The following is a 21,428-nucleotide window of genomic DNA, read 5'->3' as shown; positions in this document are numbered from 1 at the left end:
ATGGATAACATTTTTACTCCTAGTGCAAAAAACGTTTTAATTATAGCGCAAGAACAAGCCAAAATTTTTGGTCATCAGGCTATCGGAACTGAACATTTATTACTAGCTTTAGCGATGGAAACTAACGGAATCGCAAAGTCGGCATTAAAACAATGCGATATTAATGAAGAAGATATCAAGGGTGAAATCGAAATTTTAGTTGGTTATGGTAACCTAGATCAATACGATCAAGATTCATACTTGCCATATTCACCAAAGACAGAACAAATGCTAACTATTGCAGGTCAAGTTTCAAAGAAATATGGTGCTGCTAGAATTGGGACTGAACACTTATTAATCGCCATTTTAGATACACCAGAAACTGTCGCTACTAGAATTTTGGAAAGCATGAACGTAAGAGACATGAACTTTATTAAAAAAGTGCTATTACGTAAGATGGGCTTTTCATCAAACCCAAATTCAAACCCAAATGCGAAAAATATTCCATTGCCAGGTGGCAAACCATCAGTGGCTAACGGAACTACACCAACATTGGATTCATTAGCAACCGACTTAACTAAGGCTGCTAAAGATGGGTTAATCGATCCTACAATTGGTCGAGATGACGTTATCAAACGTGTCGTCCAAATTCTAAGTCGTCGTACTAAGAATAACCCTGTGTTAGTTGGTGAAGCAGGGGTTGGTAAGACTGCTGTTGTGGAAGGATTAGCGCTAAAGATTGCTAACCGCCAAGTACCAGAAGATATGGAAAGCAAACGTGTCATGATGCTTGAAATGGGAACTTTAGTTGCTGGAACTAAGTATCGTGGTGAATTCGAAAAACGTTTAATGAAGATTATCAGCGAAATTAAATCAGTGGGTAACGTCATTTTGTTCATCGATGAATTACACACCTTAATGGGCGCTGGTGGTGCTGAAGGAGCCATTGATGCTTCTAACATTTTAAAACCAGCATTAGCTCGAGGCGACTTACAAACTATCGGTGCCACTACATTGAACGAATATCAAAAGTACATTGAAAAAGATGGCGCTTTAGCTCGTCGTTTCGCCACTGTTTCTGTGGAAGAACCAACTAGAGATGAAGCAATTCAAATTCTAAAGGGAATTCGTCCTAAGTATGAAACTCATCATCAAGTTAAGATTACTGATGAAGCCATTGAACAAGCGGTTGATTTATCATCTCGCTACATTAGTAACCGTTTCTTACCTGATAAGGCGATTGATTTGATGGATGAAGCAGCAGCGATGATTAGGATTGATAATTTAGACGATGAAGATCCATTGGATGAATTACAAAACCAAATCGCTGATTACAGTAAGGCACTAGAAAGTGCTATTGAAGAACAACGTTTTGAAGATGCTGTTAGTTTAAGAGAAAAAGAACAAGCAGCTCAAAAAGAATTAGCTGAAAAACGTGATAAGATTGCAAGCCAACGTGAAAAAGACCAAAAAGAACACAAGTACAATATTTCAGAAACTGGTGAAGATGTTGCTAAAGTTGTATCTGAATGGACTGGTGTACCTGTTACTAAGATGACTAAGACTGATAGTAAGCGTTTAGTCAACCTAGAAAGCATTTTGCATAAGAAGATTATTGGTCAAAACGAAGCTGTCTCTGCAGTATCTAGAGCAATCAGACGTGCAAGAAGTGGAATTAAAGATCCTAACCGTCCAATTGGTTCATTTATCTTCTTAGGACCAACGGGTGTTGGTAAGACTGAATTGGCTAAGGATTTAGCTGAAGAAATGTTTGGTTCAAAAGACGATATTATCAGAATTGATATGTCAGAATACATGCAAAAGGAATCAGCTTCTCGAATGGTTGGTTCAGCTCCTGGATACGTTGGATACGAAGAAGGTGGCCAATTAACTGAAAAGGTAAGACAACACCCATACTCAGTTGTTTTATTTGATGAAGTAGAAAAGGCCCATCCAGATGTCTTCAACTTGCTATTACAAGTGCTAGATGATGGATACCTAACTGATTCCAAGGGTCGCCACGTTGACTTCAGAAACACTGTGCTAATTATGACTTCTAACTTAGGTGCTGCCGCACTTCGTGATAAGAAGACAGTTGGTTTCGGTGCTGAATTAGATAAAGACGATGAAAGCTACAAGCTAATGAAGAAGACTGTTGAAGAACAAATGAAACGTTTCTTCAGACCAGAATTCTTAAACCGAATTGATGAAACAATTATTTTCCATGAACTAAACCAAAAACAAGTTCAAGAAATCGTTAAGTTAATGACAAACGACTTGTTGAAGAGAGTTCATGATTTAGGTATCAACATCAAGATGACGCCGGCTGCAATTGAATTGATTGCTAAGAATGGCTTTAATCCTGAATATGGTGCGCGTCCAATTAGAAGAGCGCTTCAAAATGATGTTGAAGATAAAATTTCTGAAGAAATTCTTGCTGGTTCAATTAAACCAGGGGATGAAGTTTCAATCGGAGCTTCCAAAGGAAAAATTACAGTTACGAAAAAAGAAACTGTTCACGCATAAAAAAAGAGAGGATTTAGCCCTCTCTTTTTTATATGCAAAGCATTGACTTAACTATTCTTTTAGAGTATCATACTGAGTATATAACTATGAAATGAAATGCGTGTCGGCGATCTATTGTCCGTCAGATGCGCCTATATCAACCAAAAATAAGCGTCAATCGAGATTGCTTGTTTTGGTTTTTTTTTGCTCATTTTTAGAAAAAATCAGTAAAAAAGTGCAATTGTAACACAATTGTAATATTTCATTTTCATAGAATTTTTTGGAGGGGTGAAGAACTTGGCAGGACATTTAGTTAAATATGGTAAACACCGTATTCGTAGAAGTTACTCACAAATCAAGGAAGTTCTTGATTTACCTAATTTAATTGAAATTCAAACCGATTCATACAAGTGGTTCTTAGATGAAGGTTTGCGTGAAATGTTTAACAGCATTATGCCAATTGATGATTTCCAAGGAAAACTATCCTTAGAATTCGTTGATTACCAACTATTAGAACCTAAGTACACTGTTAATGAAGCAAGAGATCATGAGGCTAACTACTCAGCTCCACTTCATATCACATTAAAATTGACTAATCATGAAACTGGTGAAATCAAGACCCAAGATGTTTTCTTTGGTGATTTTCCATTAATGACAGATCAAGGTACTTTTATTATCAATGGAGCAGAACGTGTAATTGTTTCACAATTAGTTCGTTCTCCTGGTGTTTTCTTCCATAAAGAAGAAGACAAGAACGGCCGTATCAGTTACGGTACTACTGTAATTCCTAACCGTGGTGCATGGATGGAATTCGAAACTGATGCAAAGAACTTATCTTACGTACGTATTGATAGAACTAGAAAGCTACCAATTACTGAATTAGTACGTGCTTTAGGTTTTGGCTCTGACGATGAAATTACTCAAATTTTAGGTAGCAATGACAGCCTTTCATTAACTCTTGAAAAGGATGTTCACAAAGATACAACTGATTCACGTGTTGAAGAAGCCCTAAAAGACATCTACGAACGTCTACGTCCTGGTGAACCTAAGACTGCTGACTCTTCTCGTAGCCTATTAACTACTAGATTCTTTGATCCAAAACGTTACGACATGGCTCCAGTTGGTAGATACAAGACCAACAACAAGTTGAGCTTAAAGACTCGTTTACTTGGATTAACCCTTGCTGAAACTTTAGCTGACCCAGATACTGGTGAAATTATTGCTAAGAAGGGTACTGTTGTTGATAAGAATGTTATGAAGGAACTAGCTCCATACTTGGATCGTGAAGACTTCAAAGCATACACATTCAACCCTTCAGATGAATCAGTAGTTCCTGAGCCAATGACTGTTCAAATCATTAAAGTACAATCAGAAACTGATCCAGACCATGTTGTTAACATGATCGGAAATGATAACATTCCTGAAGATTTCCACCACATTACTCCGGCAGATATCATTGCCTCAATCAACTACTTCTTTAACTTACAAGAAGGAATTGGTGAACCTGATGATATTGACCATTTAGGTAACCGTCGTATTCGTTCTGTTGGTGAATTACTACAAAACCAATTCAGAATTGGTTTAGCTAGAATGGAACGTGTTGTTAGAGAACGTATGTCAATTCAAGACACTACAACTGTTACTCCACAACAATTAATCAACATTCGTCCTGTAGTTGCTTCAATTAAGGAATTCTTTGGTTCATCACAATTATCACAATTCATGGACCAAACTAACCCATTGGGTGAATTAACTCATAAACGTCGTCTATCTGCATTGGGACCTGGTGGTTTAACTAGAGACCGTGCCGGATACGAAGTTCGTGACGTTCACTACACTCACTATGGTCGTATTTGTCCTATTGAAACTCCTGAAGGACCTAACATTGGTTTGATTAACTCACTTTCAAGTTATTCTAAAGTTAACAAGTACGGTTTCGTGGAAACACCATACCGTCGTGTTTCATGGGATACTCACAAAGTTACTGATAAGATTGATTACTTATCAGCTGACGAAGAAGATAACTTCGTAGTTGCTCAAGCTAACTCACCATTAAATGAAGATGGTTCATTCAAGAACGACGTTGTTATGGCTAGATACAAGTCAAACAACATCGAAACTAAGATTGAAAACGTCGATTACATGGATGTTTCACCTAAACAAGTTGTTTCTGTTGCGACTGCATGTATTCCTTTCTTGGAAAACGATGACTCCAACCGTGCCCTAATGGGTGCCAACATGCAACGTCAAGCTGTTCCTTTGGTAAATCCACATGCTCCACTTGTTGGAACTGGGATCGAATACAAGGCAGCTCATGATTCTGGGGTTGCTCTAATCTGTAAACACCCAGGTACTGTTGAATATGTTGACGCTGACGAAGTTCGTGTTAGAAGAGAAGACGGTTCATTAGATACTTACAAGCTAATGAAATTCCAACGTTCAAACGGTGGTAAAAACTACAACCAACGTCCAATCGTTCGTGTAAACGACAAGGTTGACGCTGATGAAATTCTTGCTGATGGTCCATCAATGGAAAACGGTGAATTGGCCCTAGGTCAAAACCCTGTTGTTGCATTTATGACTTGGCAAGGTTACAACTTCGAAGATGCCATTGGTATTTCAGAACGTTTAGTTAGAGAAGATGTATATACTTCAATTCATATTGAAGAATACGAATCAGAAACTAGAGATACCAAACTTGGACCTGAAGAAATGACTAGAGAAATTCCTAATGTTGGGGAAGAAGCTCTAAGAAACCTTGACGAAGAAGGAACTATCAGAATTGGTGCTGAAGTACATGATGGTGACATCTTAGTTGGTAAGGTTACTCCTAAGGGTGTAACAGAATTATCAGCTGAAGAAAGATTGCTACATGCTATCTTCGGTGAAAAATCTAGAGAAGTTCGTGATACTTCACTACGTGTGCCTCACGGTGGTGGCGGTATCGTTCAAGACGTTAAGGTCTTCACTCGTGAAAACGGTGACGAATTAGCTCCAGGTGTTAACAAGATGGTTCGAGTATACATTGCTCAAAAACGTAAGATTCAAGTAGGGGACAAGATGTCTGGTCGTCACGGTAACAAAGGTACTGTATCAATTGTTATCCCTGAAGAAGATATGCCTTACTTACCAGATGGTACTCCAATCGATATCCTATTGAGTCCCATGGGTGTGCCTTCACGTATGAACATCGGACAAGTTCTTGAACTTCACTTAGGTATGGCTGCTAGAAAACTTGGTATCCACGTAAGTACTCCGGTATTCGATGGTGCTCGTGATTCTGATATTTGGGATGCTGTTAAGGAAGCTGGTATGGCTTCAGACGGTAAATCAGTTGTTTACGATGGTAGAACTGGTGAACCATTTGACAAACGTGTCGCTGTTGGGGTTATGCACTACTTGAAACTTGCCCACATGGTTGATGACAAGATCCATGCTCGTTCAATTGGACCTTACTCATTAGTTACTCAACAACCACTTGGTGGTAAAGCCCAATTTGGGGGACAACGTTTCGGGGAAATGGAAGTTTGGGCCCTAGAAGCTTATGGTGCCGCATACACACTACAAGAAATCTTGACTTACAAGTCAGATGATGTTGTTGGTCGTGTTAAGACATACGAAGCAATCGTTAAGGGTGAACCAATTCCTAAGCCAGGTGTTCCTGAATCATTCCGTGTTCTTGTTAAAGAACTTCAAGCTCTTGGATTAGACATGAAGGTTCTAAATGATGACAATGAAGAAATCGAACTTCGCGACTTAGATAGTGAAGACGATGACAATGTCTTAAACACTGATGCTTTAAGCAAACTAGCTGAAAAGCAAAGACAAGGCAAGGAAGAAACAGACGAAGAAAAGTCTGAACAAGATGATAAAGCAAACACCAACTTTAAGGAATAAAGAAAGGGGACTATCCATTGGTCGATGTAAATAAATTTTCAAGCATGCAAATTGGATTAGCTTCTTCTGATAAGATTCGTAGTTGGTCATTTGGTGAAGTTAAAAAGCCAGAAACTATTAACTACAGAACCTTAAAACCAGAAAAAGACGGTCTATTCGACGAAAGAATTTTTGGTCCTACAAAGGATTGGGAATGTGCTTGTGGTAAATATAAACGTATTAGATATAAAGGTATTGTCTGTGACCGTTGTGGAGTTGAAGTTACTCGTGCCAAAGTACGTCGTGAACGTATGGGACACATTGAACTTGCTGCTCCAGTAACACACATTTGGTACTTCAAGGGTATTCCAAGTAGAATGGGTCTTGTATTAGACATGAGTCCACGTGCTTTGGAAGAAATTATCTACTTTGCTTCATACGTTGTTACTGATCCTGGTGATACTCCACTAGAAAACAAGCAACTAATTTCAGAACAAGATTACCGTGACAAGAAACTAGAATACGGTAATCGTTTCCAAGCAAAAATTGGTGCTGAAGCAATTAGAACTTTATTGAACAATGTTGATATCAATAAAGAAGTTGCAGAACTAAAAGATGAACTTAAGAAAGCTACTGGTCAAAAACGTGTTAGAGCGGTTAGACGTCTAGATATTCTAGAAGCCTTCTTACAATCTGGTAATGACTTATCTTGGATGGTAATGGAAGCAATTCCTGTTATTCCACCTGACTTAAGACCGATGGTACAACTAGAAGGTGGCCGTTTCGCTACTTCTGACTTAAATGACTTGTACCGTCGTGTTATTAACAGAAATAACCGTTTGAAGAGACTATTAGATCTACATGCTCCTGGTATCATCGTTCAAAACGAAAAACGTATGTTACAAGAAGCTGTTGATGCTTTAATCGATAACGGTCGTCGTGGTCGTCCTGTTGCCGGTCCTGGTAACCGTCCACTTAAGTCTCTATCACATATGCTTAAAGGTAAGCAAGGTCGTTTCAGACAAAACTTACTTGGTAAGCGTGTTGATTACTCTGGTCGTTCAGTTATTGATGTTGGACCTTTCTTGAAGTTCAACCAAATGGGACTTCCAGTTCCAATGGCCATGGAATTATTCAAGCCTTTCATTATGAAAGAACTTGTAAAACGTGGTAGTGCATCAAACATTAAGTCTGCTAAACGTCAAATCGAACGTAAAGATGAAGAAGTATTCGATGTTTTAGATGATGTTATTAAAGAACATCCAGTATTACTTAACCGTGCGCCTACATTGCATAGATTAGGTATTCAAGCATTCGAACCAGTGTTGGTTTCAGGTAAATCAATGCGTCTTCACCCATTAGCCTGTGAAGCTTACAACGCCGATTTTGATGGTGACCAAATGGCCATCCATGTTCCTTTATCAGATGAAGCACAAGCTGAATCAAGACTATTAATGCTTGCTGCAACTCATATCCTTGCACCTCGTGACGGTAATCCTATCGTTGCTCCTTCTCAAGATATGGTTATCGGTAACTACTACCTAACTATGGAAGAAGAAGGTCGTGAAGGTGAAGGTATGATCTTTAACACTCCTGAAGAAGCTAAGCTTTCATACCAAAGTGGTTTAACCCACTGGCACACACGTGTTGGTATTGCTGCTTCATCAATGAGTGAAAAGCCATTCACTGACGAACAAAAGAACAAGATTCTAGTTACAACTATTGGTAAGATTATCTTTAACGGTATTCTTCCAGATTCATTCCAATACTTGAATGAACCAACTGATACTAACCTACACGGTCACTTATCAGATAGTTTCTTCCTAGAACCAGGTGAAGATATCCATGAACACCTAAAGAATGCTCCATTAAACGGTGCATTTAAGAAAGGTTTCCTATCAGATATCATCGCTGAAGTTTACAAACAATACAAAGTAACTGAAACTTCACAACTACTAGATAGAATGAAGGACTTAGGTTACAACGAATCAACTAAGTCTGGTTTAACTGTTGGGGTTACTGATATCACTGATTTGAAATCAAAACCTCAAATTATTGCTGAATCACACAAGAAAGTTGAAAACGTTACTAAACAATTCCGTCGTGGTTTGATTACTGATCAAGAACGTTATGAAAGAGTTATTGGTATCTGGAGTGATGCTAAGGATGAAATTCAAAACGACTTGTTGAAGAACTTCGACCCTCAAAACCCTATCTTTATGATGAGTGATTCTGGAGCTCGTGGTAACATCTCTAACTTTACTCAACTAGCTGGTATGCGTGGATTGATGGCCGCTCCTAACGGTGAAATCATGGAACTTCCTATCACTGCGAACTTCCGTGAAGGTCTATCTGTTTTGGAAATGTTCATTTCTACCCATGGTGCCCGTAAAGGTATGACTGATACTGCCTTGAAGACTGCCAACTCAGGTTACTTAACCCGTCGTTTGGTTGATGTTGCTCAAGACGTTATTATCAGAGAACAAGACTGTGGTACTGACCGTGGTGTTATCGTTGCTGCCTTGACTCAAGGTAACGAAATGATTGAACCATTATACGATCGTATCATTGGTAGATATGCTATGAAGACAGTTAAACACCCAGAAACTGGTGAAGTAATTGTTAAGCATAATCAAATGATCAACGAACCAGAAGCTAAAGCAATTGAAGCTGCTGGTATCGAAGAAGTTGAAATTCGTTCAGCATTCACTTGTAACACAGTTCACGGGGTTTGTGAAAGATGTTATGGTCGTAACTTAGCAACTGGATCACCTGTTGAAGTTGGTGAAGCAGTTGGTACTGTTGCTGCTCAATCAATTGGTGAACCTGGTACTCAATTAACTATGAGAAACTTCCATACTGGTGGGGTTGCCGGTAACGCCGATATCACTCAAGGTCTTCCTCGTGTTCAAGAAATCTTTGAAGCAAGAAATCCTAAAGGTAAAGCTGAAATTACCGAAGTTACTGGTACTGTAAGCTTAATCGAAGAAAACCCTGCTGAAAGAGTTAAAGAAGTTACTATTAAGGGTGACGCTGACACTAGAACTTACAAAGTTCCAATTAATGCTCGTATGAACGTTGTTGAAGGTGACTTCATCCACAGAGGACAAGCAATTAACGAAGGTTCAATTGATCCTAAGGAACTTATCAAGGTTCGTGACTCACTATCAACTGAAGTATACTTGCTAAGTGAAGTTCAAAAGACTTACCGTATGCAAGGGGTAGAAGTTAGTGATAAGCATGCTGAAATCATGGTTCGTCAAATGCTACGTAAGGTTAGAATCATGGATTCAGGTGACACTGATGTTCTTCCAGGTACTTTAATGGATATTAATGACTTTAAGGAAGCTAATGCTGAAGCAGTTATTACTGGTAAGATTCCAGCAACTGCACGTCCAGTTATCCTAGGAATTACTAAGGCTGCCCTAGAAACTAACAGTTTCTTATCAGCTGCATCATTCCAAGAAACTACTCGTGTATTAACTGATGCTGCTATCCGTGGTAAGAACGATCCATTAGTTGGTCTTAAGGAAAATGTTATTATTGGTAAGCTAATCCCTGCTGGTACTGGTATGAAGACTTACGGCGAAATTAACGCTAAAGTTGAAGAACCAGAAACACCAAAAGTAGGTTCAAACGATGTTTTCACGCTAAGCGATATTGAACAACGCATGCACGAAAACGAAGACGATGTAAATCAATAATATTTAAAAAATAGCAACCACATTTATGTGGTTGCTATTTTTGTATACATAGAAAAGTTAAAACGGCTAAGTATATATATGGAACAAATGGAATATAATGAACTCGAAATCGGTTTATAAAAAAATAGATTAATGCATATACGCAGGCAATGATAATAATGTAAAGAATGGCAGTAGAGAACATTAAATATAATATGCATAAAATATCAATGTCAGCTTGGCCAACCATAGATAGTCGTTGATTTAATATCGAAAATGATAAATAAATCGGCAGAATGATTTCAATAGATAAAAGATTACTGTGGACGATAGTAAAACATAATAAAGCGAGTAACGGATTATTGGAAACTTTCATCGATTCCATATCTTGCATTGATAAATATAATAAAATCGATATGATGATTAATAGGGATATTGAATGCGCAATTGAATAAATTAACGGATACAAAATCAATAAATTAATTTCAATAAAAGTTGAGAAAGAAGAAATCGTTTGTCGACAGTAACGACACTTTCCTGCCAGTAATACAAAACTAATAATTGGAATTAAATCAATCCACTTTAATCTATGATGACAGTGATCGCACTGTGATCTGCCAGAAAGTGATTGATGATGTTTGTAGCGATTGAAGAGGGCAGCAATGAACGAACCAACACAAGCGCCTAAAATAGAAATAATTAACATTAAAAACACCTCAACAATAAATACGAAAGAATTCGGAAAAACGTTGACACTATTTTATCAGCGTGATAATATTATTAAGTGCTTATTCATCCGGTGAACTTTTACATAAAAAAGAACCACCTGGATGTGTGGACTTAAAAATAAATTTTATTGGAAGGAGGAATTTTTAGATGCCTACTATTAACCAATTAGTACGTAAAGGTCGTCATTCTAGAAGTTCTAAATCAAAAGCCCCAGCTTTAAACCATGGGTATAACAGTTACAAGAAGAAGCAAACTAACAACCCTGCTCCTCAAAAACGTGGAGTAGCTACCCGTGTGGGTACTATGACTCCAAAGAAGCCTAACTCAGCTCTACGTAAGTACGCCCGTGTTAGACTATCAAACTTGATTGAAGTTACTGCATACATTCCTGGTATTGGTCACAACCTTCAAGAACATAGTGTTGTTTTAATTCGTGGTGGTCGTGTTAAGGATTTACCTGGGGTACGTTACCACATCATCCGTGGTGCTCTAGATACTGCCGGTGTTGCTGATCGTCGTCAAAGTCGTTCAAAATACGGTACTAAGAAACCTAAGGACTAAAACATTAATTCCGCTATAAAAAACGAGGAGGATTTTTAAATGCCAAGAAAAGGAAACATTCAAAAACGTGAAGTTCTTCCTGATCCAATCTACAACTCAAAGTTAGTTACAAGTTTAATTAACCGTTTGATGTTAGATGGTAAGAGAGGAACTGCATCAGAAATTTTATATGGTGCATTCGATCTTATTAAGAAAGAAACTGGTAACGAACCAGTTGACGTATTCGAAGAAGCTATGAACAACGTTATGCCTGTACTAGAAGTTAAGGCTCGTCGTGTTGGTGGATCAAACTACCAAGTTCCTATCGAAGTACGTCCAGACCGTCGTGTTACTCTTGGTTTACGTTGGATCGTAAACTACGCACGTCTACGTGGTGAACACACAATGGTTGAACGACTAGGTCGTGAAATCATGGATGCTGCTAACAATACAGGTGCTTCAGTTAAGAAACGTGAAGACACTCATAAGATGGCAGAAGCTAACCGTGCATTTGCTCACTTCCGTTGGTAAAATAACCGTACGACTAACGTACATTTAATTAGTGGCTAATGAACTGGTATTAGCCACTTTTTTACAAAAGTGATTTATTTTGAGAGGAGAAATTTTTTATAATGGCTAACAAACGTGAATTCCCATTAGAAAAAACTCGTAACATCGGTATCACTGCTCATATCGATGCTGGTAAAACAACTGCTACAGAACGTATCTTGTACTACACTGGTAGAATCCACAAGATTGGTGAAACTCATGATGGTGCTTCACAAATGGACTGGATGGTTCAAGAACAAGAACGTGGTATCACTATTACTTCAGCCGCTACTACAGCTCGTTGGAAAGATACTCGTATCAACATTATCGATACACCAGGACACGTGGACTTCACTGCCGAAGTTGAACGTTCACTTCGTGTTCTAGATGGTTCAATTACTATTTTGGATGCTGCCGCTGGGGTAGAACCTCAAACAGAAACTGTTTGGCGTCAAGCTTCAGAATACGAAGTACCACGTATCGTATTTGCTAACAAGATGGATAAGCTAGGTGCTGACTTTGAAGCATCTGTTGAATCATTACATGAACGTCTAGATGCTAACGCACATGCTATTCAATTACCAATTGGTAAAGAAGATACCTTTGAAGGTGTTATCGACTTAATTGAAATGAAAGCATACGTTTACGATTTGGATGAAAACGGTTCAGAATATGACATCGTTGAAATTCCAGAAGAATACAAAGAAAAAGCTGAACAAGCTCGTGCTGACTTAATTGAAGCAATTGCTGATATTGATGACAGTGTTATGGAAAAATTCCTTGAAGGTGAAGAAGTTACCAACGATGAAATCAAAGCTGGTATCCGTAGAGGTACTTTGAACCTTGAATTCTACCCAGTTCTTGCTGGTTCTGCATTCAAGAACAAAGGTATCCAAATGTTAATGGACGCCGTTTTAGATTACCTACCATCACCTCTAGATGTTCGCCCATACAAGGCTACTGATCCTGACAGTGGTGAAAACATCGAACTTAAAGCTGATGACGAAAAGCCATTTGCTGCCTTAGCATTTAAGGTTGCAACTGACCCATTCGTTGGTCGTCTAACATTTATCCGTGTATACCAAGGTACTCTAGAATCAGGTTCATACGTTCTTAACGCAACTAAGGACAAACGTGAACGTGTTGGTCGTTTACTACAAATGCACTCAAATGATAGAACTGAAATTGATGAAGTATTCTCAGGTGATATCGCTGCCGCTATCGGTTTGAAGAACACTACTACTGGTGATTCTCTAACTGATCAAAAGCACCCATTACATCTAGAATCAATGGTCTTCCCAGATCCAGTTATCTCTGTTTCTGTTGAACCTAAGACTAAGGCTGACCAAGACAAGATGAACATTGCCCTACAAAAACTATCTGAAGAAGATCCTACTTTCAAGGCTGAAACTGATAGTGAAACTGGTGAAACTATTATCGCCGGAATGGGTGAACTTCACTTGAACATCATCGTTGACCGTATGAAACGTGAATTTAAGGTTGAAGCAACTATTGGTCAACCTCAAGTTGCTTACAGAGAAGCATTTACTAAGCCAACTAAGGCTCAAGGTAAATTCGTTCGTCAATCTGGTGGTAAAGGTCAATACGGGGACGTATGGATTGAATTTACTCCTAACGAAACTGGTAAAGGTTTCGAATTCGAAAACGCTATCGTTGGTGGGGTTGTTCCTCGTGAATACATTCCTTCAGTAGAACAAGGTCTTAAAGAATCAATGGAAAACGGTGTTCTTGCCGGTTACCCATTGATTGACGTTAAGGCTAAGTTATACGATGGTAGTTACCATGATGTCGATTCATCAGAAGCCGCATTTAAGGTTGCTGCATCAATCGCATTGAAAGAAGCTGCTAAGTCAGCTGGTCCTGTTATTCTAGAACCAATCATGAAAGTTGATATCGTGGTTCCAGAAGAATACATGGGTGACGTTATGGGACAAGTTACTGCTCGTCGTGGTAACGTTGATGGTATGGAAGTTAGAAACAAAGCTCAACTTATCCATGCTATGGTTCCACTATCAGAAATGTTTGGTTACGCAACTACATTGCGTTCAGCATCTCAAGGTAGAGGTACTTTCTCAATGACATTTGATCACTACTCACCAGTTCCTGCTGCAGTACAAACTGAAATCATTGAAAAGAATGGTGGAAACGCTTAATAGTTTCCTCAAAAAGAAACGTAATTTTTATTACGTTTCTTTTTTTATGCTTTTTTTCGAAAAAAATAAAAAAATTTCAAAAAATTGAAAAAAGTTTATGAAAAAATATTTCAAAAAAATTTCAAAAAAAGAGCTAAAACCCTTGAAAAGGCTTGAAAATTCTAGTATTATAGACAAGTACCTGTTCGAGGGATTAGTATGCTCTCAAGCAGATACGAGAGTAGCGTTGATGTGGGAGGTTGCGACACACCCGGCCGCTTTGCCATGATGGGGCGTGCCGGTAATTTCCACGGAGTTAGTCGTATTTTAAATACAGACGAGGAGGGAAAATAATGGCAAAACAAAAGATTCGTATCCGTTTAAAGGCATATGAACACCGTACTTTAGATCAATCAGCTGAAAAGATTGTGGCTACTGCGCAAAGAACTGGTGCTAGTGTTTCTGGTCCAATTCCATTGCCAACTGATAGAACCGTTTATACTGTTCTAGCTTCACCACATAAGTTTAAGAAGTCACGTGAACAATTTGAAATGTTGACTCACAAGCGTTTAATCGACATCTTAAACCCAACACCAAAAACAGTTGATTCATTAATGAAACTTGATTTACCAAGTGGTGTTGATATCGAAATTAAACTATAATTAATCAAAATTACAATATATCGGAGGTGTACTCATGACCAAAAAAGGAATCTTAGGTAGAAAAATCGGAATGACTCAAGTTTTCACTGATAACGGTGAATTAGTTCCAGTTACTGTTGTAGATGTAACTCCTAACGTTGTTCTACAAACTAAATCAACTGAAACTGATGGATACAATGCTATTCAACTTGGTTACGAAGATAAACGTGATGTTTTAAGTAACAAACCAGAAAAGGGTCATGTAGCAAAAGCAAATACAAATCCTAAGCGCTTCATTAAAGAAATCAGAGATGTTGAGCTTAGCGATTACAATGTAGCAGACGAAATCAAGGCAGACATTTTTGAAGCCGGTGACATCGTAGATGTAACAGGTATCACAAAGGGTCATGGTTACCAAGGTAACATTCATAAGGATGGTCAAGCTAGAGGTCCTGAAACTCACGGTTCTAGATACCACCGTCGTCCTGGTTCACTTGGTGTAATTATCAACCGTGTTACTAAGGGTATGAAATTACCAGGTAGAATGGGTAACAAACAAGTTACAATTCAAAATCTTGAAATTGTTAAGGCTGACGTTGACAACAACGTACTTTTAATTAAAGGTAACGTTCCTGGTGCCAACAAGTCATTCCTTACTGTTAAATCTGCAGCTCGCGGATCACAAAAATAAGAAAGGAGGAACCATAAATGACAAGCGTAGCATTATACAAACAAGATGGTAGCAAAAACGGTAACGTTGAATTAAACGATGAAATTTTTGCTATCGAACAAAACGACAGTGTTGTATTTGACGTTGTTTTGATGCAAAGAGCATCAATGCGCCAAGGTACACACGCTGTAAAGAACAGAAGCGCTGTTAGAGGTGGTGGTAAGAAGCCATGGCGTCAAAAGGGTACTGGACGTGCTCGTCAAGGTTCAATCCGTTCACCACAATGGCGTGGAGGTGGAATCGTCTTCGGACCTACTCCTCGTTCATACAGCTACCACTTACCAAAGAAAGTTAGCCGTTTAGCTATCAAGTCTGTTTTATCAGAAAAAGTTGCTAACGACAGCTTCGTAGTTGTTGATTCATTAAGTTTCGATGCTCCTAAGACTAAAGATTTCTCAGAAGCACTAAACAAGCTAAATGCTTCAACTAAGACATTAGTAGTCTTGGAAGAAGACAACAAGAATGCTGCTTTATCAGCTCGTAACCTTAAGAATGTTGAAATCGTTTCAGCTAAAGGTTTAAACACTTTGAGCGTAGTAAACAGTGACAAGATTGTCATCACAAAGGCTGCTCTTTCTCAAGTAGAGGAGGTGCTCGCATAATGGAATCACGTGATATTATCCTACGTCCTGTAATTACAGAACAATCAACTGCAATGATGGATGAAAAGAAATACACTTTTGATGTTGACTTACGAGCAACTAAAACACAAGTGAAAAACGCAATCGAAGACATCTTTGATGTTACAGTTGCAAATGTAAATATTATGAATCTAAAAGGTAAGCTAAAGCGCCAAGGCCGTTTCTCAGGTTACACTAAGAAGCGTCGTAAGGCTATCGTTACTTTATCAAACGATTCAAAAGAAATTAACTTATTTAGCAATAAATAAAATATCAATTTAGGAGGAAAACACCGTGGCTATTAAAAAATACAAACCAACCAGCAATGGTCGCCGTAACATGACTAGTCTTGACTACAGCGGTTTGACTAAGACAAAGCCTGAAAAGTCATTATTGGCTTCTAAGTCACACTCAGCTGGTCGTAACAACTCTGGTCGCATGACTGTTCGTCACCGTGGTGGTGGTAACAAGAATCAATACCGTATTATTGATTTCAAACGTAACCATGATGATGTAGACGGTATCGTTAAGACTATCGAATACGATCCAAACCGTACTGCTAACATTGCGTTAGTTGTATACACTGACGGTATTAAGTCATACATTCTAGCACCTAAGGGTCTAAAAGTTGGTGATAAGGTTCAATCAGGACCAAACGCTGACATCAAACCTGGTAATGCTTTAGCATTGAAGGATATCCCTGTAGGTACTGTTATTCACAATATCGAATTAAAACCAGGTAAGGGTGGACAATTAGTTCGTTCTGCTGGTACTTCAGCTCAACTATTGGGTAAGGAAGGAAAATACGTACTAGTTCGTCTAGCATCTGGAGAAGTTCGTATGATTCTTTCAGTTAACCGTGCCACTATCGGTAGTATCGGTAACGAAGAACACTCATTAGTTAATGTTGGTAAAGCTGGTCGTAACCGTTACAAGGGCCAACGTCCACACGTTCGTGGTTCTGTAATGAACCCTAACGATCACCCTCATGGTGGTGGTGAAGGTAAAGCTCCTGTTGGTTACCCATCACCATTATCACCATGGCACAAAAAGACTGTTGGTAAGAAGACTCGTAGTAAGAGTGCTCGTTCTAACAAGTTCATTGTTCGCCGTCGTAAGGGATCAAAGATGTAATAAACTAAGTTATACCTTCGGGTATATACTTCCCTATACTGATTTTGAAGAGGAGGTTTCATAATGTCTCGTAGTTTAAAAAAGGGACCTTTTGCCGATGCGCATCTTTTAAAGAAAATTGATGCTCAAAAAGACCAAGACAAAAAAGACGTAATCAAGACATGGTCACGTCGTTCAACAATCTTCCCTAGTTTCATTGGCTACACTATCGCTGTTTATGATGGAAGAAAAAACGTTCCAGTATATATTCAAGAAGATATGGTAGGTCACAAATTAGGTGAATTTGTACCAACTCGTACTTTCCATGGACATGGAAATGACGATAAGAAAACTGTTTAAGCAAGGAGGATAACAAATGGCTGAACAAGTTACATCAGCAAAAGCTACTGCTAGAACTGTTCGCATCGCCGCACGTAAGGTCCGCCTTGTAGTTGATCTTATTAGAGGTAAAAGCGTTTCAGAAGCAGCTGCAATCTTGAAGTTCACTCCAAGAGGAGCTTCACCAGTTGTTTCAAAAGTTTTAATGTCAGCTGTAGCAAATGCAGAAAATAATTTTGATTTAGATCGTGAAGACTTGGTAGTAAGCGAAGTTTTTGTTAACGAAGGACCAACACTAAAACGTTTCCGTCCTCGTGCAAAGGGTTCTGCTTCTCCAATTAACAAACGTACTAGTCATATCACAGTTGTAGTTTCAGAAAAATAGGAGGGATTAGCCGTGGGTCAAAAAGTAAATCCTACTGGATTACGTGTCGGAATTATTCGCGATTGGGACGCAAAATGGTACGCTGAAAAAGCTGATTTTGCTAACAACATTAATGAAGACCTAAAAATCCGTGAATACATTAGTAAGAGACTCGCTGACGCTTCCGTATCAAGAGTTGTTATTGAACGTGCTGCAAAGCGTGTTAACGTTTCAATTCATACTGCTAAACCAGGTATGGTTATTGGTAAGGGCGGATCAGAAGTCGAAAATCTTCGTAACGAATTAAACAATTTAACAGGTAAGAGAGTTCACATCAACATCATCGAAATCAAGAAACCTGATTTAGATGCTAAACTTGTTGGTGAAAACATTGCTCGTCAATTGGAAGGCCGTGTAGCATTCCGTCGTGCAATGCGTCAATCAATGCAACGTGCTCGTCGTGCCGGTGCTAAGGGTATCAAAACTCAAGTTGCTGGTCGTCTAAATGGTGCAGATATGTCACGTGTGGAAGCATACGCTGAAGGAACTGTTCCATTGCACACATTGAGAGCAGACATCGACTACTCATGGGAAGAAGCTCACACTACTTACGGATCAATTGGTGTAAAAACTTGGATCTACCGTGGTGAAGTTTTACCACAAGCAGTTAACGATGCTCAAGAAAACGATAAAGGAGGGAAATAAACATGCTAGTACCAAAACGTGTTAAGTTCCGTCGTGAACACCGTGGTAAATTACGCGGTACTTCAAAAGGTGGAAACACTGTTTCATTCGGTGAATTTGGTTTACAATCAACTGATTCACATTGGATCACTAACCGTCAAATCGAAGCTTGTCGTATTGCTATGACAAGACACATGAAGCGTGGTGGGAAAGTTTGGATTAAAATTTTCCCTCACAAGTCTTACACTGAAAAAGGTGTAGGGGTTCGTATGGGTAATGGTAAAGGTACTCCAGCCGGATGGGTTGCTCCAGTTAAACGTGGAAAAGTCCTATTCGAAGTTGGTGGAGTTTCTGAAGAAGTTGCTCTAGAAGCTTTACGTTTAGCTTCAGCTAAACTTCCTGTTCGAACAAAGATTATTAAACGTGAGGAAGTAGGTGGCGAATCAAATGAAGGCTAAAGAAATTAATGAACTAACCACTGCTCAAATGCATGAAAAAGAACAAAGCTACAAAGAAGAATTATTCAACCTTCGTTTTCAATTAGCTACTGGTCAATTGGAAAACACTGCAAGATTGAAACAAGTTCGTAAGAACATTGCACGTATCAAAACTGCATTGCGTCAACAAGAACTAAACAAATAGAATACGATAGGAGGTCAACGTAATATGGAACGTAATATGCGTAAGGTCTACAGAGGCCGTGTTGTTTCTGACAAGATGGACAAAACCATCACAGTTGTTGTTGAAACTTACAAAACACATTCTACTTACGGAAAACGTGTTAAGTACTCAAAGAAGTACAAAGCTCATGATGAAAACAATGAAGCAAAAATTGGTGACATTGTAGAAATTATGGAAACACGTAAGCTATCAGCTACTAAGAATTTCCGTTTAGTTAATATCGTTGAAAAAGCCGTTATTATCTAATATAAGTGATTAATTTTTATCGTATTCTGAGTAAATACCGGAAGGAGGGTATTAGCTATGATTCAACAAGAAAGTCGTTTGAAAGTTGCTGATAACTCAGGTGCTCGTGAACTTTTAACTATCAAAGTTTTAGGCGGATCAAGCAGAAGATATGCAGGTATCGGTGATATTATTGTTGCTACTGTAAAACAAGCAACACCAGGTGGCGTTGTCAAAAAGGGTGACGTTGTTAAAGCTGTTATCGTAAGAACTAAGTCAGTATCACGTCGTGCAGATGGTTCATACATCCGTTTCGATGAAAATGCTGCCGTACTTGTTCAAGATGATAAAAGTCCTAAGGGAACTCGTATCTTTGGACCAGTTGCACGTGAACTACGTGACAACGAATTCATGAAGATCGTTTCTCTAGCCCCTGAAGTACTTTAATTAACAAATGTCAACCAAGGAGGTGCCAATAAATGTTTATTAAAACTGGTGACAAAGTTCGCGTTATTAGTGGTAAAGACAAAGGTAAAGAAGGAACTGTTACCAAGACTATTGCCTCAAAAGATCGCGTAATCGTTGAAGGTATTAACATCGTAAAGAAACATCAAAAAGCTTCTCAAGCTAACCCACAAGGTGGCATTAATGAAGTTGAAGCTCCAATTCATGTTTCAAACGTTATGTTAATTGACCCATCAACAAACGAACCAACTAAGGTTGGATTCAAATTTGAAAATGGTAAGAAAGTTCGTATTTCTAAAAAATCAAACAAATCAATCGATTAAAATTTAATTGAAAGGAGGATACCTTTCCATGTCAAACCGTTTACAAGATAAATACAAAACTGAAATTTCAAAAGCATTAGTTGATAAGTTTAACTACTCATCAATCATGCAAGCTCCAAAGATCGAAAAAATCGTTCTTAACATGGGTGTTGGTGACGCTGTTACTAACGCTAAGAACCTAGACGAAGCTGTCGCTGAATTAACTCAAATCTCTGGTCAAAAACCACTTGTTACCAAAGCTAAGAAATCAATCGCTGGTTTCCGTTTACGTGAAGGTATGTCAATTGGTGCGAAAGTTACTTTACGTGGTGAACGTATGTACGACTTCTTAGACAAGTTAGTTAACGTTTCATTACCACGTGTTCGTGATTTCCACGGTGTTAACAAGCGTTCATTTGATGGACGTGGTAACTACACTCTAGGTATTCGTGAACAATTAATTTTCCCAGAAATTAACTACGATAACGTTAATCGTGTACGTGGATTAGACATTGTTATTGTTACAACTGCTAACACTGACGAAGAATCCAAAGAATTGTTAACTCAATTCGGTATGCCATTTGCAAAATAATAGGAGGGTATAAATACTATGGCTAGAAAAGCATTAGTTGTAAAAAGTGAACGTCCTGCCAAATTCTCAACAAGAAATTACACTCGTTGTGAACGCTGTGGTAGACCTCATTCAGTTTACAAGAAATTTCATTTATGCCGTCTATGTATCAGAGATCTAGCTCACAAAGGCCAAATCCCTGGTATGAAGAAGGCAAGTTGGTAAAATTAACTACATTTAGATAGGAGGTCTACGTTAATGTCCATGACAGATCCAATCGCTGACTTTTTAACTAGAATTCGTAACGCCAACATGGTACGTCACGATTCTGTTGAAGTTCCAGCTTCAAAAATCAAAAAGAACATCGCTGAAATCTTAAAACGTGAAGGTTTCGTACGCGACGTTGAATACGTTGAAGACGACAAACAAGGCGTTATCCGCGTATTCCTAAAATATGGTAAAGACAACGAACGTGTTATCTCTGGTTTGAAACGTATCTCAAAACCAGGTCTACGTTCATACGTAAAATCTGATTCAATTCCTAAGGTATTAAATGGTTTAGGTATTGCAATTATCTCAACTTCTGAAGGTGTTATCACTGATAAAGAAGCTCGTGCTAAAAAAATTGGTGGAGAAGTATTAGCATACATTTGGTAATACTTTTTGCTTGAACTGGAGG

23 protein-coding genes are annotated in these 21,428 nt (G+C 38.5%); 22 read left to right on the top strand and 1 reads right to left on the bottom strand.

All coding sequences use genetic code 11. The features are described 5' to 3' along the window. The 3 genes from ABWU86_RS01815 (at window position 1) to rpoC (ending at window position 10,064) form a co-directional block, all read left to right on the top strand. Entirely contained in the window at window positions 1-2,505 is a 2,505-nt protein-coding gene (locus ABWU86_RS01815; protein WP_353321108.1) for an ATP-dependent Clp protease ATP-binding subunit, read from the top strand. A gap of 276 nt (window positions 2,506-2,781) precedes the next feature. Continuing rightward, a complete protein-coding gene (gene rpoB / locus ABWU86_RS01810) occupies window positions 2,782-6,381 on the top strand; it encodes a DNA-directed RNA polymerase subunit beta (protein WP_435370526.1) in 3,600 nt (1,199 codons plus the stop codon). Between the two features lie 17 nt (window positions 6,382-6,398). After that, window positions 6,399-10,064 carry a DNA-directed RNA polymerase subunit beta' gene (gene rpoC / locus ABWU86_RS01805; protein WP_353321104.1) on the top strand — a complete coding sequence of 1,222 codons (3,666 nt, stop codon included), beginning with the start codon at window positions 6,399-6,401 and terminating at the stop codon, window positions 10,062-10,064. 34 nt (window positions 10,065-10,098) lie between these two features. Here the strand turns inward: rpoC and ABWU86_RS01800 are convergent, their stop codons facing one another. Beyond that, window positions 10,099-10,749 carry a prepilin peptidase gene (locus ABWU86_RS01800; protein WP_353321102.1) on the bottom strand — a complete coding sequence of 217 codons (651 nt, stop codon included), beginning with the start codon at window positions 10,747-10,749 and terminating at the stop codon, window positions 10,099-10,101. A gap of 170 nt (window positions 10,750-10,919) precedes the next feature. On the opposite strand from ABWU86_RS01800, the gene rpsL reads away from it, so the two are divergent. The 19 genes from rpsL (at window position 10,920) to rpsH (ending at window position 21,406) form a co-directional block, all read left to right on the top strand. Then, the gene (gene rpsL / locus ABWU86_RS01795; RefSeq protein ID WP_053950337.1) at window positions 10,920-11,333 is read left to right on the top strand and encodes a 30S ribosomal protein S12; all 414 of its coding nucleotides are present in this window, start codon (window positions 10,920-10,922) and stop codon (window positions 11,331-11,333) included. A 39-nt stretch (window positions 11,334-11,372) separates the two neighbouring features. Next, complete coding sequence (gene rpsG, locus ABWU86_RS01790; protein WP_053950336.1) at window positions 11,373-11,843, top strand: 30S ribosomal protein S7; 471 nt, start codon at window positions 11,373-11,375, stop codon at window positions 11,841-11,843. Between the two features lie 101 nt (window positions 11,844-11,944). Further along, entirely contained in the window at window positions 11,945-14,035 is a 2,091-nt protein-coding gene (fusA, locus tag ABWU86_RS01785; RefSeq protein WP_353321100.1) for an elongation factor G, read from the top strand. 332 nt (window positions 14,036-14,367) lie between these two features. Continuing rightward, complete coding sequence (gene rpsJ / locus ABWU86_RS01780; protein WP_034531495.1) at window positions 14,368-14,676, top strand: 30S ribosomal protein S10; 309 nt, start codon at window positions 14,368-14,370, stop codon at window positions 14,674-14,676. 34 nt (window positions 14,677-14,710) lie between these two features. Continuing rightward, window positions 14,711-15,346, top strand: a complete 636-nt coding sequence (rplC, locus tag ABWU86_RS01775) for a 50S ribosomal protein L3 (protein WP_053950334.1) — start codon at window positions 14,711-14,713, stop codon at window positions 15,344-15,346. Between the two features lie 17 nt (window positions 15,347-15,363). Further along, window positions 15,364-15,987: a 50S ribosomal protein L4 gene (rplD, locus tag ABWU86_RS01770; protein WP_053950333.1), complete on the top strand. Its 624-nt coding sequence runs from the start codon at window positions 15,364-15,366 to the stop codon at window positions 15,985-15,987. Then, window positions 15,987-16,274 (top strand): 50S ribosomal protein L23, encoded by a 288-nt coding sequence (gene rplW / locus ABWU86_RS01765; protein WP_053950332.1) that lies wholly within the window; start codon window positions 15,987-15,989, stop codon window positions 16,272-16,274. Before rplD ends, rplW begins: the two co-directional genes overlap by 1 nt. A 25-nt stretch (window positions 16,275-16,299) precedes the next feature. Then, window positions 16,300-17,139 (top strand): 50S ribosomal protein L2, encoded by an 840-nt coding sequence (gene rplB / locus ABWU86_RS01760; RefSeq protein WP_353321097.1) that lies wholly within the window; start codon window positions 16,300-16,302, stop codon window positions 17,137-17,139. A 63-nt stretch (window positions 17,140-17,202) separates the two neighbouring features. Continuing rightward, window positions 17,203-17,478: a 30S ribosomal protein S19 gene (rpsS, locus tag ABWU86_RS01755; RefSeq protein WP_053950330.1), complete on the top strand. Its 276-nt coding sequence runs from the start codon at window positions 17,203-17,205 to the stop codon at window positions 17,476-17,478. 16 nt (window positions 17,479-17,494) lie between these two features. After that, on the top strand, window positions 17,495-17,842 hold the full coding sequence (rplV, locus tag ABWU86_RS01750) for a 50S ribosomal protein L22 (protein WP_034531503.1): 348 nt from the start codon (window positions 17,495-17,497) through the stop codon (window positions 17,840-17,842). 12 nt (window positions 17,843-17,854) lie between these two features. After that, a complete protein-coding gene (gene rpsC / locus ABWU86_RS01745) occupies window positions 17,855-18,526 on the top strand; it encodes a 30S ribosomal protein S3 (RefSeq protein WP_353321095.1) in 672 nt (223 codons plus the stop codon). Between the two features lie 2 nt (window positions 18,527-18,528). Continuing rightward, entirely contained in the window at window positions 18,529-18,963 is a 435-nt protein-coding gene (gene rplP, locus ABWU86_RS01740) for a 50S ribosomal protein L16 (protein WP_053950328.1), read from the top strand. Then, window positions 18,953-19,147: a 50S ribosomal protein L29 gene (gene rpmC / locus ABWU86_RS01735; RefSeq protein ID WP_034531506.1), complete on the top strand. Its 195-nt coding sequence runs from the start codon at window positions 18,953-18,955 to the stop codon at window positions 19,145-19,147. Before rplP ends, rpmC begins: the two co-directional genes overlap by 11 nt. Window positions 19,148-19,171: 24 nt before the next feature. Next, a complete protein-coding gene (gene rpsQ / locus ABWU86_RS01730) occupies window positions 19,172-19,432 on the top strand; it encodes a 30S ribosomal protein S17 (protein ID WP_053950327.1) in 261 nt (86 codons plus the stop codon). A 57-nt stretch (window positions 19,433-19,489) separates the two neighbouring features. Then, window positions 19,490-19,858, top strand: a complete 369-nt coding sequence (gene rplN / locus ABWU86_RS01725; protein WP_034531509.1) for a 50S ribosomal protein L14 — start codon at window positions 19,490-19,492, stop codon at window positions 19,856-19,858. Between the two features lie 32 nt (window positions 19,859-19,890). Then, a complete protein-coding gene (gene rplX / locus ABWU86_RS01720) occupies window positions 19,891-20,199 on the top strand; it encodes a 50S ribosomal protein L24 (protein ID WP_053950326.1) in 309 nt (102 codons plus the stop codon). 28 nt (window positions 20,200-20,227) lie between these two features. After that, complete coding sequence (rplE, locus tag ABWU86_RS01715) at window positions 20,228-20,770, top strand: 50S ribosomal protein L5 (RefSeq protein WP_053950325.1); 543 nt, start codon at window positions 20,228-20,230, stop codon at window positions 20,768-20,770. 18 nt (window positions 20,771-20,788) lie between these two features. After that, window positions 20,789-20,974: a type Z 30S ribosomal protein S14 gene (locus tag ABWU86_RS01710; protein ID WP_034531514.1), complete on the top strand. Its 186-nt coding sequence runs from the start codon at window positions 20,789-20,791 to the stop codon at window positions 20,972-20,974. Between the two features lie 33 nt (window positions 20,975-21,007). Continuing rightward, the gene (rpsH, locus tag ABWU86_RS01705; RefSeq protein ID WP_053950324.1) at window positions 21,008-21,406 is read left to right on the top strand and encodes a 30S ribosomal protein S8; all 399 of its coding nucleotides are present in this window, start codon (window positions 21,008-21,010) and stop codon (window positions 21,404-21,406) included. Window positions 21,407-21,428 lie beyond the last annotated feature (22 nt).

It is taken from the genome of Apilactobacillus pseudapinorum, from assembly GCF_040369555.1.
Lineage (GTDB): Bacteria > Bacillota > Bacilli > Lactobacillales > Lactobacillaceae > Apilactobacillus.
This window is presented reverse-complemented; position numbering and strand designations above follow the sequence as displayed.